Here is a 16,535-nt window from a genome sequence, read left to right on the forward strand (position 1 = left end):
GTCGCCGGACAGGACAAGGCGATCCCGCCGGCCTGCGAACGCTGGATGTACAGCCGCGCCAACGCCCGCAAGGTCGTCGAAGTGCCCGGCTCCTCCTCACCGGGCGGAACAGCGCATCGTTCGACGGCGGCACCACAAGGTGGTGAAACTTGATGTCGTCGGAGTGGTCGTCCAGGCCCAGCACCGTCAGATACGCCTGGTATATCGGAATCTCCGAGGTGTTGCGGACAAATGCGCCCCACTGCCCGTCCCGGGACAGTCCCCACCAGGCCGATACGAGCCCGGCCCGAGACCTGCGGGAGAAGGATCTTTGGACCTCTCGGGCTTCCGCATCGACGCGTTCGCGTTCCGACTCGATCTGGTAGGTACGGCGTGTGACCACGACCGCGACAGCGGCGAACCCCAGCGCGAACACGGAGCCGAGTGCCGACAGCCAACCCGGTACGTCACCCCACCCGATCGACATCAGCACCCCACGCCAGTGATGCAGGAAAGCCCGACTGCCCATCCGAACAGCACGGACGGAGGCCGTCAATGAGAACCACACCGCCCAGGCCGTCTCGCACGACATCGGGGTGTTGTCACGGCTTTTCGGCCGCGGCTTCGGCTTCGGGCCTGGGTTCGGGTTCCTTGAGCGGGATGTCGCGCATGCCGCGCAGCGGTGAGAAGAACAGCCACAGTCCCGCACAGCAGCCGCCGACGACGGCGATCCACAACGTGGGGCGGACGCCGAAGGCGGTGGCGAGCGCGCCGCCGGCCAGACCGCCGAGCGGCAGTGTGCCCCAGGTGACCCAGCGAGCGGCGGCGCTGACCCGGCCGAGCATCTCCGGCGGGCAGGCGGCCTGGCGGTAACTGGTCAGGGAGATGCCCGCGACCGTGGAGGAGAAGGTCCACGAGATCCAGCCGACGCCGAACAGCAGGACCCACCCACCGCGCCCGGCCAGCGGGATGAGCAGACCGGGCAGCGACAGCACGGTCATCGAGATCCAGCTGATCCGCGCCGAGCCGAACCTCACGGCGAGGAACCGTGCCCCTACCCCGCCCGCCACCCCGCCGACGGCCCCCAGCGCCAGCAGCAGCCCAACCAGGCCCGGCCGTAGATGCAGCGTGCGGATCAGGAATATCGGGCCGAGGGTCTCCACCATGATGACGAAGAAGTTGGCGGTGCCGTTGAACGCCACCGAGTTGCGCAGGATGGGGTCGCGGAAGACATAGTCGAGGCCCTCACGGATCTGCGACCGCAGCGTGGGACGCCGGTCGGCCTGCGGCCGGGGACGGTGCGGCTCACGGGTACGGATCGCCGACAACGAGCCTGCCGAGAACGCGAAGGAGATCGCGTCGGCGGCCATCGCCCCCGCGGCGCCCACCAGCGTCACCAGCCCCGCGCCCGTACTGGGTCCGGCGATCTGCGCGACCGACCGGGAGGCGGCGAGCTTGCCGTTGCCGTCCATGAGCAGGCCGCGGTCGAGGACCGTCGGCAGATAGGCCTGGTAGGCGACCGAGAAGAACACGGAGAGCACGCCGGAGACCAGTGCGACAACATAGAGCTGAGTGAGCGTCAGCGCTCCGGCGGCGTGTGCCAGCGGCACCGAGCCGATCACCACGAACTGCGCGAGGTCGCACCAGATCATCAGCCGGCGCTTGGCGATCCGGTCCACGATGGCCCCGGCCGGCAGCGCCACCAGGAGAAACGCACTTGTCTCCGCCGCCGCCAACAGGCCGACCTGGAACGCGGAGGCTTCCAACAACACGACGGCGACCAACGGCAGGGCGAGAACGGTGATCTGAGTCCCCATCTCACTGACCGTCTGGCCTCCCCATAACAGCAGGAAGTCGCGGCTGTGCCAGATCGAGGAACGCGTTTCGTTGTCGTCGGCCATTCATCGGATGGTGTCAGCGCGCACCCGACCATGTCCCGGGTTGTGAGTCAGGTCACCGAACTTTTTCTGTGCACCGCACAACTCACTGAGTGGACAGCGGCGCACGCACAGGCGCCGGACAGCACTCGTCTTGCACAGGAGCGAAGTGAAGATCTCGGAAGACCCGGAGCGTACGGTCCGGCGTGCGCGGTCGACGCGGATTCCTCGGTTGCTCATCGCGCTGGCGGTGACGACCGTCGCCGCGGCCGGCTGCGGCGACGTACAGACCGGAGCCGTTGGCCCCGACCGGTCCGCCTCCGCCTCCGCCGCACCCGCGGCCGGAGCCTCGCCTGCCGCTTCCTCCTGCGTCGGTCGTGTCCTGGCGGGCATGAGCCGGTCGCAGCGGGTCGGCCAGCTGTTCATGGGCGCGGTCTCGGCTGGGCCGGGCACCACCGTCGGCACCGAGCGGGCGCAGGTGGCGGAGCTGAAGCGGCATGACGTCGGTTCGGTCATTCTCATGGGTCCCGTCCGGTCCGGGCTGAGCGGCGTACGGCGGGTTGTGGGCGACATCGGGCAGCTCGACCTGTCGGTGGCTCACGCCGCGGTCGGCACCCTGGTCGCCACGGACCAGGAGGGCGGGCAGGTCCAGCAGTTGAGCGGGGCGGGATTCACCGACATCCCGAGCGCCCAGGTGCAGGGCGCGTGGACCGCGTCCCGGCTGCGGCAGCAGGCGGCCGTCTGGGCGGAGGAACTGCACGAGGCGGGCGTACGCCTCGATCTCGCCCCGGTCGCGGATGTGGTACCCGTCTCGATCGGCCGGGCGAACGGCCCGATCGGCCGGTACGACCGGCAGTTCGGTTCCGGTCCGGAGACGGTGGGTGGCCAGGACAGTGCCTTCGTCCGGGGATTCGGCCAGGCGCACGTCCTCACCACGCTCAAGCACTTCCCGGGGCTCGGCCGGGTCCGGGACAACACCGACACCACCGTCGGTGTCACGGACACGACGCTGACCCGCGACGCGTTGGATCTGAACTCCTTCCGCACCGGGATCGCCGCCGGCGCACGGTTCGTCATGGTGTCGCTCGCGACCTACACCCGCATCGATCCGGCGCACCGAGCCGTGTTCTCGGCCACCGTGATCGACGGAATGCTCCGCGAGGACCTGGGATTCGACGGCGTCGTCGTCTCCGACGACCTCGGCAACGCGGCGGCCGTCCAGGCCGTTCCGCCGGGACGGCGGGCACTGGCGTTCCTGCGGGCGGGCGGGGACCTCGTCGTGACGGTGGACACCGACGACGTATCCGCCATGACCTCCGCCGTCCTCGACGCGATGCGGTCCGACCCGACACTGCGGACCCGTGTCGACGCGAGTGTGCGGCGTGTCCTCGCGGCGAAGCAGGCGGCGGGCCTGATGGCCTGTGCCGCCTGAGGCCGGTCTCGTGCTGTCGGCGTACACACGCCTGCCATGCCGCGGGTGACGACGTTCCGCCACGACGGGCGACCCCGCACACCCCACACACCGAGGCAAGGAGCCCCGCGCCATGCGCGTCACTTCCATCGGCCATGCCGGCCTGCTGCTGGAGACGGCCGCCGGACGGATCGTCTGCGACCCCTGGTTCACCCCGGCCTACTTCGGTTCCTGGGTACCGTTCCCCGACAACACGGGCATCGACCCCGGCCTGCTCGCCCACGCCGACTACCTCTACGTCTCCCACCTGCACCGCGACCACTTCGACCCCGACTGGCTGAAGCGGCACATGGCGAAGGACGTGACGGTGCTGCTGCCGGACTATCCCGTCCCGCATCTGCGCGACGCCCTCGCCGGCCTCGGGTTCCACCGGTTCGTGCAGACCCGGAACGACAAGGTCACGGAACTGGACGGCGGGCTGAGAGTCCTCATCAGCGCTCTGGTCTCCCCGACCGACGGACCGATCGGAGACTCGGCGCTGGTGGTCGACGACGGCCGGGTGCGGGTGTTCAACCAGAACGACGCCCGCCCGGTCGCATCGGGTCCCATCGAGGAACTCGGGCCGCTGCACGCGCACTTCCTGCAGTTCTCCGGCGCCATCTGGTACCCGATGGTCTACGACTTCCCGGAGCGGATGAAACGGACCCTCGGGCAGCGCAAACGCCTCAACGGGATGGCGCGGGCGCTCGGTTACATCGAGCAGTACCGGGCGTCGCACGTGCTGCCGTTCGCGGGTCCGCCCTGTTTCCTGGACGAGGACCTGTTCCACCTCAACGACTTCGGCCAGGACGACACCAACGTGTTCCCCGACCAGTTCGCCTTCCTGGACTTTCTGCGCGAGCAGGGGAGGGACAACGCGCAGCTGTTCCTCACCGGCACCACGGTCGAACTGACCCCGGACCACGAGTGCGCGGTGACACAGATACCGGACGAGGAGATCGAACGCATCCGGGACCGGCGCCCGTACCTGCTGGCATACCAGGAGAAGACTCAGCCGGTCATCGACCGTATCCTCGGTGAACTGCCGCAGGACCGCTCGGACTTGGTCGGCCGGCTCAAGGAGTGGGTCGAGCCGCTGATGCGGACCGCCGACCACACCTGCGCCGGAGTGAACGGCCGCGTCCTGCTCGACGTCGCGGCCGTGGACGGCGGAGACGACGAGGCGATCGTCTTCGACTTCCTCAGCCGCGAGATCGTCGCGCACGACGGCCGGCCCTTCCGCCACCGGTTCCGCGCGGCAAGACCCCTGATCGAGCGGCTAGTTCGGGACCGGGTCGAGGACTGGGTGAACGAACTGTTCCTGTCGTGCCGCTTCGAGGCGTCCCGCTCGGGGCCGTACAACGAATTCGTCTATACCTTCTTCAAGTCGCTGTCCCAGGCCCGGATGGCGTATGTGGAGGGCTACTACGCGGAGTCGTCGGGGGTCGAGGAATACGCCCTCGCCGACGGCCATGTGGTCCAGCGCCGCTGCCCGCATCTCAACGCCGACCTGGTCCGGTTCGGCACCGTCGCCGACGGCGTACTGACCTGCCGACTGCACGGATGGGAGTTCGAGTTGGCGACCGGGCGCTGCCTGACCAGCGACGACCGCAAGCTCGCCGTCCGGCCGCAGGAGCCGCTCGACACCCCGCTCGGCGAGGCGGACGCGGCGTACCCGCGGATCGCCGGCGCGTTCCCGACCGACCCGGTGAACGGCAACGCCCCCTGATCCGAACCGCCGTCCCTGAACGGCTGACGGCCGCGGCGGGCCCCCGCAAGGGGGCTGCCGCCGCTCTTCCGAGAGAAATCGTTCACTGCCTGACGCTGATGCTTCTAGCCTGCGTCGGGTGATGACGGCTGATGACGTGTTGTTCGTCCTGGCCCTGTTGCGGCGGGCGGAGGCCGATGTCTGGGTCGGTGGCGGATGGGGGATCGACGCTCTGGTCGGCGAGCAGACCCGAGACCATCGTGACCTGGACCTGATGCACCGGCAGGACCAGGAGGCCGCCGTGCTGGCGGCCCTCGCTGCGGCGGGTTTCGTGGAAAGCCTGAACTGGAGGCCCGTCCGATTCGTCGTGACGGCTCCGGACGGCCGGGAGATCGACCTGCATCCGCTGGTCTTCAGCGATGACGGCTCGGCATCGCAGGCGTCGCCCGAACCGCAACGTCCCTTCACCTATCCCTCCTCCTGCTTCGTGACGGGCACCGTCCGGGGGACGCTCGTCCCGTGCCTGTCCGCCGGGCAGCAGGTCTCTTTCCACCAGGGGTACGAGCCGACGGAACGCGACCGGCACGACATGGCACAACTCCGCCGCGTCTTCGGGATCGCCACGCACTTCTGATCCACGTGGCGGGCTCGGTATCGACACCGCGTACGAGGGCCACGTCGGCGAACTCATCGCGCTCGGCGGAGAGCGGCATGACCTGCCGGTGCGGTTCGCGTCGGTTCACCGTTGATCCCGGAGGTCCTCCCGCGTCAGGATTCGTGCTGCGATGACATCTTTCGAGCACCTTCCGATCCTCTCGGCCGACGACGTCGAGCGGGCACTGCCCCGGGACCGGGCGGCAGCGGCCCTGACGCGCGCGCTTCGGGCGGGACTTGAGCCGGGCGAGGACCTGGAGCGGTCCGTCCTCGACGTGGCCGGCGGCCAGTTGCTGCTCATGCCGTCGGCGGGGGCAGCCGCCGTAGGTCTGAAGGCGGTGACCCTCGCCGCGGGCAATCCGGACCGTGGACTGCCCCGGATCCAGGGCGCCTACCTGCTGTTCGGCGCGGAGACGCTCGAACTGCGGGCGATCATGGACGGGGTGGCGGTGACGAACCTTCGCACGCCGGCCGTCTCCGTCGCGGCGACCGCTCCGCTGCTCACCCGGTTCACCCGACCGATCGAGCTGGTGGTCTTCGGCGCGGGCCCCCAGGCCGTCGGTCACGTGGACGCGATCCGGGCCATCGGCTCGGTCGAACTGGCCGACGTCACCCATGTGGTGCGCCACCCCGACCGAGCCCGCGAGCGGCTGCCGCCCGGTGTCACCGTCGTCGCCGCGGACTCGGCGGACGTGCCGGCACGGCTCGGGCGGGCGCAGGTGGTGGTCTGCGCCACGAGCGCTCGTGGCCCGCTGTTCGACTCCGCGTGTCTGACGGACGGTTCGGTCGTCATCGCGGTGGGATCCCATGAGCCGGACGTGCGTGAGCTGGACGGTTCGCTGATGGCCCGCGCGAACGTCGTGGTCGAAGACGTGGGCACGGCGTTGCGTGAGGCAGGGGACGTCGTCCTGGCGATCCGGGAGGGACACCTCCACGCCGACGAACTGATCCCGATGGCGGACGTCGTCCGGGGCACGCGCACGCTCGCCCCGGACCGCACCGCGGTCTTCAAGAGCGTGGGAATGTCCTGGCAGGACCTGGTCGTGGCCGAAGAAATCGTCGAACAGCACCGGCGCGGCCGATGAGGCAGCCTCCCGGGAACGGGCACCCCTCCGTCGCTTTCCCGCCATTCGTCGACTGCGTCCGCGGCGGCCGGGGCCCGCTGGAACCGGACACCCCCTGCATCGACGTCTCCGGGGTCCGGCGACCATGTCCGTTCGTCCCGGAACGGCGGTGACGGGAGTGCCCGCGACCACGTCGGCGGCCTTACCAGCACCCGGAGCGGTGAAGTCCTCTTCTCCGGTGCGGTCGATCGGTGCCGGACACCTCTGATTGCCAGTGCCAACGGTCCGGAGAACTCCCGTCGCCACCGGGCGCACGGCATGTTTTGCGTCACCGAAGCACCTGTGGGCAGTCACAGATCTATCGACTCGGCGTCAAATGTTGTGCACAAATTCCACACAGACCTCTCTCCAGGCGGGCACACATGGTCTAGATTGACCTTGCTTCGCACGGTGTGAGACCAAGCGACAAGAGATGATCTATGTGTCCGGCGATGCAGATGGCCAGCAGTTGTGTCTCTCACGCCGGATGTGGGGGTGATCAATTCTGTTGGCCCGAGGGGGGCTTGGGGCATGGAGAGCATCCGAGGTCGCGACGGGTACCCGTGCGGTTCAGGAGTCTGGTGGGACCTGCGAGTCCGTTGTCGCCAGGTTGAGGTACTCGCGAAGTATTGACATGGCCGGGACGTCAGGCGCCGGGGGCGCGGGCTTCCCGAGGGGGAACAGCGGAGCGGAAGCTTCCGCGGGGGAGTTGCAGTGCGGGGGGCGGGGGCCTCCCGTAGGGGAGTGACAGTGTGCGGCGACCACGTCAAAACCACTGGGGACCTTGGGGGGTTCTGTGCGGCAGGGGGGAATAGTCGGGCCTTTTCCGTCGGCGCGCGGGCGTCTGGCGGACGGGGCGATAGGACAGCCCGCGATCGAATGGGAGCAGCGGTACAGACGTACCGTGATCTTCAGCGACACCGTGGCCACCGCCTTCGTGGTGGGGGGGATCGGTGACTTCTTCGGGGCTCGGGACGCGGCCAACTGGCATGAGAAATGGGGCATTCTCGCTTTCGGCACCCAGCTGCTGGTGCTGGGCGCGCTGGCGGTGAGCCGCTCGTGGTCCCCGGCCGTACTGGGTCAAGGGGCCGAGGAATTCCGCCGGTTGGGGCGTTCACTGTTCACGGCGACGGTCGTGCTCGCGCTCGGCGGGATCGCTCTGACCTCGCGCAACATCAAACTCTGGATCTTCGTCGCGATCCCCGCGATCGCGATCGTCACCATGACGGAGCGGTATGTGCTCCGTCTCTGGCTGCACAAACAGCGTTACGAAGGACGCTGCCTGAGACCGGTGCTCGCCGCCGGGAGCCCGGCGACCGTGCGCGACCTGATCAGCAGGACCCGCAAGTTCCCGCACCTCGGCTGGCGGGTGGAGGCCGTGTGCACGACGGACGGCCGTGGCGTCGACGGCGATCAAGGCGGCCTGGACGGCGACCAGTTGGACGGCGTGCCGGTCATAGGGCTGCTGGAGGACGTCGCCAAGCACGTCCGCCACGACGGCTACCGGGTCGTCGCGGTCACCCCCGACCCGCACTGGTCACCCGACCGGTTGCAGCGGCTGGCCTGGAACCTCGAAGGCAGCGACGCCGAGATGATCGTCGCCCCCGTGCTGATGGAGGTGGCCGGCCCGCGGCTGCACGTCGACGCGGTGCTCGGGATACCGCTGCTGCGGGTCAGCATGCCGACCTTCACCGGAGGCCGCCGGGCCATCAAAGGGGTCGTCGACCGGCTGGGCTCCGCGATCCTGCTGATCGCGTTCGCGCCGCTGATGATCCTCGTCGCGCTGTTCGTGCTGCTGGACAGCCGGGGCGGGGTGTTCTACCGCCAGCGCAGAGTCGGCAAGGACGGCCGCGAGTTCACCATGCTGAAGTTCCGCAGCATGGTCGCCGACGCCCACAGCGCACGTGCCGCGCTGGCCGACCGCAACGAGGGCGCGGGCCTGCTGTTCAAGCTCCGCCGGGATCCGCGGGTGACCCGGGTCGGCACGGTGCTGCGCCGGTACTCGATCGACGAACTCCCGCAACTCTTCAACGTACTCACCGGATCCATGTCGCTCGTCGGCCCCCGACCCCCGCTGCCGGAGGAGTCCGCCGCGTACGACCCGGACATCCGAAGACGGTTGCTGGTCAAGCCCGGGCTCACCGGTCTGTGGCAGATCAGCGGGCGCAGCGACCTGCCGTGGGAGGAGGCCGTCCGCCTCGACCTCCGGTACGTGGAGGACTGGTCGCTCGCCCTGGACACAGTGATCTTGTGGAAGACCTTGCGTGCCGTGATCCACGGGCAGGGGGCCTACTGATGCGCGGGGGTCGTCCGACCGGCGCGCGGACCGCAGGCCGCAGGGGCCTGCCTGGGGGGAGAGACCGGTCATGAGAGTCAGTGTTTTCGGGCTCGGCTACGTGGGCTGTGTGTCGGCAGCATGCCTGGCCAGCATGGGCCACGAGGTCATCGGGGTGGACGTCAACCAGGTGAAGGTCGACCTGGTCAACGACGGCAAGGCACCCGTGGTGGAGGAACGTATCGGCGAACTCATCGCCGACGTCGTACGGACCGGCGCGCTGCGGGCCACCCGCGACGTCCGTGAGGCGATCGCGGACAGCGAGGTGTCGCTGATCTGCGTGGGCACCCCGTCGGAGCCCAACGGCAGCCTGTGCACGACCTACTTGGAGCGGGTCACCGAGGAGATCGGCGCCGCGCTCGCCGAGCGGGGCGGACGCCAGACCGTCGTGTTCCGCAGCACCATGCTCCCGGGCACCTGCCTCAACCTGCTGGTGCCGATCCTGGAGAAGCACGTCGGCGGCACCGCCGGGGTGGACATCGGGGTCGCGGTCAACCCGGAGTTCCTGCGCGAGGGCACCAGCGTCAAGGACTTCTTCGACCCGCCGAAGACCGTCATCGGCGAACTCGACCCGGCCAGCGGCGACGCGGTGGCGGCGCTCTACGACGGCCTGCCCGGCGAGGTGTTCCGGGTGCCGATCCCGACCGCCGAGGCCATCAAGTACGCCGACAACGCCTTCCACGGCCTCAAGATCGGCTTCGCGAACGAACTCGGAGCCGTGTGCCAGGCCCTCGGCGTGGACTCGCACCAGGTGATGGACGTCTTCCTCGCCGACCGCAAGCTGAACATCAGCCCCGCCTATCTGCGCCCCGGCTTCGCCTTCGGCGGCTCCTGCCTGCCCAAGGACCTGCGCAGCCTGGTCTTCGCGGCGCAGCGGGCCGACGTCTCCGTGCCGATCCTCTCCCACGTGCTCGCCTCCAACTCCGACCACCTCCAGCGCGCGGTGGACCTGGTCGAGCGCAGCGGCAGGCGCAAGGTGGGAATGTTCGGACTCTCCTTCAAGCCCGGCACCGACGACCTCCGCGAGAGCCCGCTCGTCGAACTCGCGGAGCGGCTCTTCGGCAAGGGCTACGACCTCAAGATCTACGACGCCAACGTGAGCCTCTCCCGGCTGCTCGGCGCGAACCGCGAGTACATCGAGAGCCGCCTGCCGCACCTCGCCCAACTGCTCGCCGACTCCGTCGACGAGGTGCTGGAGCACGCCGAGGTGTGCCTCGTGGGCACCAAGGACGCGACCGTACTGTCGGCGCTGCCCCACTCGGGCGACCCGGCGATCATCGACCTCATCCGCCTTCCCGACGCCGACGCGCGCCGGACCGAACCGGGGTACATAGGCCTTGCTTGGTAACGAGACCAGTGGCGACGGCACGAAGCGTCGCGCGCTGATCCTGGTGGAGAACCTGTCGGTCCCCTTCGACCGGCGGGTCTGGCAGGAGTGCACCACGCTGCGCGACGCGGGCTGGGAGGTGCACGTCATCTGCCCCCGGGGGGAGAAGCGGGACACGGAGGCGGAGGCGGTGATCGACGGGGTGCGGATCCACCGCTACCCGTTGCGCGCCGCCACCGGAGGTCCCGCCGGCTATCTGCGGGAGTACGGAACGGCGCTGTGGCACACGCTCCGGCTGGCCCGCAAGGTCGGCCCGGTCGACGTGGTGCACGCCTGCAACCCGCCCGACCTGCTGTTCCTGCCCGCCCTGTGGATGAAGCGGCGCGGCGCGCGGTTCGTCTTCGACCAGCACGACCTGGTGCCCGAGCTGTATCTCTCCCGGTTCGACCGCGGCGAGGACCTGCTCTACCGCGCCGTGTGCGCGCTGGAGCGGCGGACCTACCGGGCCGCGGACATCGTGCTCGCCACCAACGAGAGCTACAAGGACGTCGCGCTGAGCCGTGGCGGCAAGCGGCCGGAGGACGTCTTCGTGGTGCGCAGCGCGCCCGCCACGGACCGCTTCCAACCGGTGCCGCCGGAGCCGGAGTTGAAGCGCGGCAAGCCTCATCTGCTGTGCTACCTCGGCGTCATGGGCCCCCAGGACGGCGTCGACTACGCCCTGCGGGCTCTGGCGAAACTCCGCGACGAGGTCGGCCGGACTGACTGGCACGCGGTCTTCGTCGGCGCCGGCGACGCCTTCGACGCGATGGTCGAACTGTCCCGGCAGCTCGGTCTCTCCGACCAGGTGCAGTTCACCGGACGCATCCCGGACGCCGACCTGGTGCGCTACCTGTGCACCGCCGACGTCTGTCTTTCCCCCGACCCGCACAATCCGCTCAACGACGTGTCGACCATGAACAAGGTCCTTGAGTACATGGCGATGGGACGGCCGATCGTCTCGTTCGACCTCCGGGAGGCGCGCGTCTCCGCCGGTGACGCCGCCGTCTACGCGCCCGCCAACGACGAGGCCCAGTTCGCCAAACTCGTCGCGCTGCTCCTCGACGATCCCGAGAAGCGGGACCGGATGGGACAGATCGGCCAGGAGCGGATCAGCGGACCGCTGTCCTGGGAGAACTCGCAAGCGTCACTGCTCGCCGCCTACACCGCCGCCTGCCGGGACCAAGCCCCGGTGTCCGCGGGTGGGCCGGTCCGTACGGGGAAGAGGCCGCACCATTGAATGACGACACGATCCGTCTGGCCACGATCGGACGGATTCTCCGTCGGCGTTGGCGGCTTCTCGCCGTCCTCGCCGTAGTGGGCGCGCTCTTCGGCTACGGCACCTCGGTGCTGCTGCTTCCGCCGCGCTACACGGCAGAGGCGTCGGTCCTGCTGCCGGGCCAGTGGGAAGAGCGCGAACTGCTCACCCAGGTGGACATCGCCACCAGTTCGGCGGTGGTCGACCGCGCGGCCGCCGCGCTGAAGTGGGGCGTCAGCGGCACCGAGTTGCAGAAAGACGTGAGTGCCAAGGCCGACGACGGGAACATCATCAAGGTGTCCGGTACGGCCGACACCCCGGAGCGCGCGCAGCGGCTCTCCGACCAGCTGGCCCAGCAGTTCGTCACCTTCGCCACCCGCATCGCGGGCGGCAGCACCGACCCCGCGGCGGACACGGCGACGGAGGCACTGCGCAAGCAGGTCGCCGAGACCAACCGCCGTATCACCGACCTGGCCAACTCGGCGGACCCGGGGCAGACCGTGGAGAGCGTGCAGGCCCGCACCGAGCTGGAGGGTCTGCGCACCGGACTCCAGGACGCCATGAAGAAGCTGGAGGAGGCCAACCCGGCGTCCGCCAAGGCCAGCATGGTCGTCATGGGACCGGCACCCCGCCCGACCGGCGCGTCCGCGCCGACCAGGACACAGCTCATCGGCGCCGGGGCACTGCTGTTCTTGCTGCTCGCCGTCGTCGGCCATCTCGCCGCCGCACGCGTGAGCCGCCGGCTGCGCACCGAACCGGAGATCGCCGCCGCGCTCGGCTCGCCGTTCCTCGGCACCGTCGACGTGCCCGGCGAACGGCCCGGGCACCGGCCCGAGAGCCACGGCGCACGGGCCCGGCTCCGCCGGCTGCTCGGCACCGACGTCCGCTGGGACGTACCGGCCCCGCAGCGCTCCGGCGACGAGGCCGAGCGGCGGATCCGCTACCGGCGGGTGTGCGCCCGCCTCAGAGACCAACTGCCCGCCCCCCGGCGGCTGCTGGTCGTCGTACCGGAAGGCGACGAGGTCGCCCGGCTGGCCGCCGGACAGCTCGTCGCCGAGGCCACCAATGACCCCAGGCTGCGGGTCGTGGAGGTCTCGGTGGACCGGCCGATCGTGCCGGACCGCGACACCGAGTCCGGCGCCCTCGCCGTCCTCAGCGCGGGCAGCTGGACCGCCGCCGAACTCGCCGGCATCGCCGAGGCGTGCGCGGACGGCGGGCACGAGCTGGTCGGCGTCGTCGTCGCCGGCACGGTCCGCACCCGGCCGACGGAAAAGACCGCCGACCGACTTTCCGACGACGCCACTTTGACGTTCGCGGTCCATGGCCACGCGACAGGAGATCCAGCGTGACGACGAGCACGACTTCGGAGTCGTCGGCCGCCACCCCGCTCCTCGACCTCCAGGCACTGGTGGTCGCGGTGCGCAGACGCCGCCGCCTGTGGGGCGCCATGGCGCTGCTCGGACTGCTGGCCGGCGCGGCCGTGGCGGTCCTGCTGCCGCCCGCCCCGGCCGCCGTGACCAAGGTCCTGGTCGCGCATCAGGAGGACCAGCCGAACGACACCGGAACGCTGATCCGCACCGACGCCCAGCTGCTGGCGACCTCACGGATCGCCGGTGCGGCCCTGAAGATCCTCAAGTCCCCGGAAAAACCCGAGGACTTCATGAAGGACTACCGGGGCACCGGGCTGACCAACAACGTCCTTGAGATCGACGTGACGGGCAAGACCGACGCGGAGGCGGTGGCCCGCGCCAAGGCACTGGCCCAGGCGTTCGTCGCGGACCACGCCAAGCGCATCAACGACATCGCGAACGCCAACGCCCAGGGCCTGCTCGACCAGCAGGCCCGGATGCAGGCGGAACTCGCCGACGTCAACAAGACGATCGGCGGCCGGACGCCCGACACCGACCCGAAGGACTCGGCGAACCTCGAATCGCTCTTCGCCCAGCGGGCCGAACTCACCTCGCAGATCTCCGACTTCGGCCAACGCGCCGAGGAGGCACGCGTCGGCGCACCCCAGCTCGTCGCCGGCACCCAGATCGTGGACGCCCCGCGCGCGGTGGTGCACTCCCTGCCCAAGGCCCTCGTCACCGACGGCGTGGTCGGACTCGTCCTCGGGCTCTTCGTCGGGCTCGCGCTGGCCGCGGTCGGCGTGGTCGTCGGTGACCGGCCCGTGCTGCGCCGGGACATCGCGGCGAACCTCGGCGCCTCGGTCATCGCCGAACTGCCCCGCCGCTCCGGCAGGTTGTGGCAGCGGCGGCGGACCCGGGTGGCCCGCGAACGGCTCACCACCACGCTGGCCCGCACCGCGCGCGGCTCCGCGGAACCGCTGTCGCTGCTCGAACTGGGCTCCGCGCGCAGCACGGCCGGGATCGCACTCGGTCTCGCCCGGGCACTGGGGGAGGATGGTCCGGTGACCGTCGTCGACGGCCTTCCCGGCACCCAGCTCTCGGGCCGCCGCCCGAAACCGGGAGACCCCACCGTGGTCGGCGGCGAGAAGGCCGCGACCGTGTCCCCGCAGGACCAGCGGATCGGCGTCGGCTCGGTGGCACCCGGCACGGCGTGGACCGACCTCCAGTACCTCGGCACCCGCACCGTGCTCGTCGTACGCGCCGGACACGGGAGCGCCACCTGGCTGCACACCGTCGCACGGCAACTCGCCGACCAGGGCATCCCGGTCGTCGGTGTGGTGCTGATCGACCCCGACCCGCGCGACCGCACCGACGGCACGCTGTGGGACGGGCTGGCCAACGCCCTGCGCGGCCGGACCGAGCGGCCGACCTGGCAGAACGCGCCAGGCCGACGGCTCACCGAACGGCAGCCGATACGGGCCGCACGGGTCCCGGACAACGACCAGGAGGTGCGGTAGACGTGTGCGGCATCGCGGGCACATACCGATGGCCGGACGGCAAGGCCGTCACCGACCGGCTCACCGACACCCTCGCCCACCGCGGCCCGGACGGCTCGGGCCGCTACGGCCACCCCCTGGGCGACGGCGAGGTGCAGCTCGGGCACCGCAGGCTGGCCATCGTCGACCTGTCCGAGACCGGCGCCCAGCCGATGGTTTCGGACGGCCTCGCCCTCACCTACAACGGCGAGCTGTACAACGCGCCGGAACTGCGGGCGGAGTTGGAGGCCACCGGGGTGCGCTTCCGGGGCACCTCCGACACCGAGGTGGTCCTGGAGGCCTGGCGGCGCTGGGGCACCGACTGCCTGCCCCGGCTGCGCGGCATGTTCGCGTTCGGGATCTTCGACGAGCGCACCGGCGACCTGGTGCTCGTCCGCGACCAGCTCGGCATCAAGCCGCTGTTCCTGCTCCGGCGCGGCGAGGGCCTGATGTTCGCCTCCGAGCTGAAGGCGCTCGCCGCCGCGACCGGCAAGTCCCTTGAGGTCGACCAGGCCGCGCTGGTGGCCTCCCTCCTCTACTACTGGGTGCCGGACTCCCGCTGCGCGTTCCGCGAGGCGGAGAAGCTGCCGCCGGGCAGCTGGCTGCGCTGCCGGCCCGACGGCCGGGTGGAGCGCGGCAGCTTCTGGAACCTGAAGGACGTCGCCGCCGAGGGCCGGGACCGCGCCCTGGCCGGTGAACGGCCGGACCTCGCCGCCATCGTCGAGGAGTCGACCCGCCGCCACCTGATCTCCGACGTACCCGTGGCGACCTTCCTCTCCGGCGGCCTCGACTCCAGCTATCTGACCGCGCTGGCGGCCCGCCACCAGCCCGGGATCTCCGCCTACACCATCGGATTCCGCGCCGAGGACGCCAAGTTCGAGGCGATGCCCGACGACCTGCGCTACGCCCGGCAGGTCGCCCAGCAGTTCGGCGTCGACCTGCACGAGATCGAGATCGCCCCCAACGTGCTCGACCTGCTGCCGCAGATGACGTACAGCCTGGACGAGCCGATCGGCGACCCCGCCGCGATCAACACCTACCTGATCTGCATGGCCGCCCGGGAGGCCGGGGTCAAGGTGATGCTCTCCGGGATGGGCGCCGACGAGCTGTTCGCCGGGTACCGCAAGCACTTCGCCAACCTGCTCGCGCTGCGCTACCAGCGCGTCCCCCGACCGTTGCGGCGCGGGGTGTCCGGGGTCGTGGACCGGCTGCCGGTCGCCTCGGCCACCCGCGGCTACCGGTCGGTGCGCTTCGCGAAGCGGTTCCTCTCCTTCGCCGATCTGCCGGAGGAGACCGCGTTCCGGCGCAGCTACACCATGTACGACCAGGACGAGCTGCTCGCCCTGGTCAACCCGGACCTGGCCGGCACGGTCGACGACGTGATCACCGAGCACACGGACGTCTACCAGGACAACGACCTCGACGACTTCGTCAACCGCATGTGCCTGACCGACTCCCGCATGTTCCTGCCGGGCCTCAACCTCGCCTACACGGACCGCTCCAGCATGGCCGCCTCCACCGAGGTCCGGACGCCGTACGTCGACATCGAGGTGGTCAGGGCGGCGTTCGCCGTACCCGGCAACCGCAAGATCGTCGGCCGGCAGGGCAAGGCCGTCCTCAAGGAAGCCGCGACCTCGATCCTGCCCAAGGAGATCGTGTACCGGCCCAAGGGCCTGTTCAGCGCCCCGCTGCGGGCCTGGATGAGCCGGGACCTGGCACCGCTGGTGCGCGAGGTGGTCAACGACGGCGAACTCGTCCGGTCCGGGCTGCTGCGCCGCGACGCGCTGGCCCGGATGGTCGCCGAGGACGCCGCCGGACAGGCGGACTACTCCAAGCATCTGTGGCACGTACTGACCCTTGAGTACTGGTATCGCGACGCGACCTCTGGCCCCGCCCAGAGCGCTCGGACGACGGCTTAGAAAAC

Annotated in this window: 11 protein-coding genes; 10 read left to right on the forward strand and 1 reads right to left on the reverse strand. The window is 70.3% G+C overall.

Translation table 11 applies throughout. The features are described from left to right. Positions 1–581: 581 nt before the first annotated feature. On the reverse strand, positions 582–1,880 hold the full coding sequence (locus ACIBJH_RS47280; RefSeq protein ID WP_399123232.1) for an MFS transporter: 1,299 nt from the start codon (positions 1,878–1,880) through the stop codon (positions 582–584). Positions 1,881–2,025: 145 nt separating this feature from the next. On the opposite strand from ACIBJH_RS47280, the gene ACIBJH_RS47285 reads away from it, so the two are divergent. From ACIBJH_RS47285 to asnB, 10 genes are all read left to right on the forward strand, one after another. Continuing rightward, the gene (locus tag ACIBJH_RS47285; protein WP_399123233.1) at positions 2,026–3,288 is read left to right on the forward strand and encodes a glycoside hydrolase family 3 N-terminal domain-containing protein; all 1,263 of its coding nucleotides are present in this window, start codon (positions 2,026–2,028) and stop codon (positions 3,286–3,288) included. A gap of 112 nt (positions 3,289–3,400) precedes the next feature. Next, positions 3,401–5,035, forward strand: coding sequence for a Rieske 2Fe-2S domain-containing protein (locus ACIBJH_RS47290; RefSeq protein ID WP_399123234.1), 1,635 nt, complete (start codon positions 3,401–3,403; stop codon positions 5,033–5,035). A gap of 121 nt (positions 5,036–5,156) precedes the next feature. Beyond that, positions 5,157–5,648 (forward strand): nucleotidyltransferase domain-containing protein, encoded by a 492-nt coding sequence (locus tag ACIBJH_RS47295; RefSeq protein WP_399123235.1) that lies wholly within the window; start codon positions 5,157–5,159, stop codon positions 5,646–5,648. A 151-nt stretch (positions 5,649–5,799) separates the two neighbouring features. Beyond that, positions 5,800–6,753, forward strand: coding sequence for an ornithine cyclodeaminase family protein (locus ACIBJH_RS47300; protein ID WP_399123236.1), 954 nt, complete (start codon positions 5,800–5,802; stop codon positions 6,751–6,753). A gap of 814 nt (positions 6,754–7,567) precedes the next feature. Further along, positions 7,568–9,067, forward strand: coding sequence for a sugar transferase (locus ACIBJH_RS47305; RefSeq protein ID WP_399123237.1), 1,500 nt, complete (start codon positions 7,568–7,570; stop codon positions 9,065–9,067). Between the two features lie 70 nt (positions 9,068–9,137). Continuing rightward, a complete protein-coding gene (locus ACIBJH_RS47310; RefSeq protein WP_399123238.1) occupies positions 9,138–10,454 on the forward strand; it encodes a nucleotide sugar dehydrogenase in 1,317 nt (438 codons plus the stop codon). After that, entirely contained in the window at positions 10,444–11,709 is a 1,266-nt protein-coding gene (locus ACIBJH_RS47315) for a glycosyltransferase family 4 protein (protein WP_399123239.1), read from the forward strand. Before ACIBJH_RS47310 ends, ACIBJH_RS47315 begins: the two co-directional genes overlap by 11 nt. Continuing rightward, complete coding sequence (locus ACIBJH_RS47320) at positions 11,706–13,076, forward strand: Wzz/FepE/Etk N-terminal domain-containing protein (protein ID WP_399123240.1); 1,371 nt, start codon at positions 11,706–11,708, stop codon at positions 13,074–13,076. The genes ACIBJH_RS47315 and ACIBJH_RS47320 overlap by 4 nt, the downstream gene beginning before the upstream one ends. Next, positions 13,073–14,593, forward strand: coding sequence for a Wzz/FepE/Etk N-terminal domain-containing protein (locus tag ACIBJH_RS47325; protein ID WP_399123241.1), 1,521 nt, complete (start codon positions 13,073–13,075; stop codon positions 14,591–14,593). Before ACIBJH_RS47320 ends, ACIBJH_RS47325 begins: the two co-directional genes overlap by 4 nt. Before the next feature lie 2 nt (positions 14,594–14,595). Then, the gene (gene asnB / locus ACIBJH_RS47330; RefSeq protein WP_399123242.1) at positions 14,596–16,530 is read left to right on the forward strand and encodes an asparagine synthase (glutamine-hydrolyzing); all 1,935 of its coding nucleotides are present in this window, start codon (positions 14,596–14,598) and stop codon (positions 16,528–16,530) included. Positions 16,531–16,535: the final 5 nt, after the last annotated feature.

Source organism: Streptomyces sp. NPDC050548 (assembly GCF_044457385.1).
GTDB lineage: Bacteria > Actinomycetota > Actinomycetes > Streptomycetales > Streptomycetaceae > Streptomyces.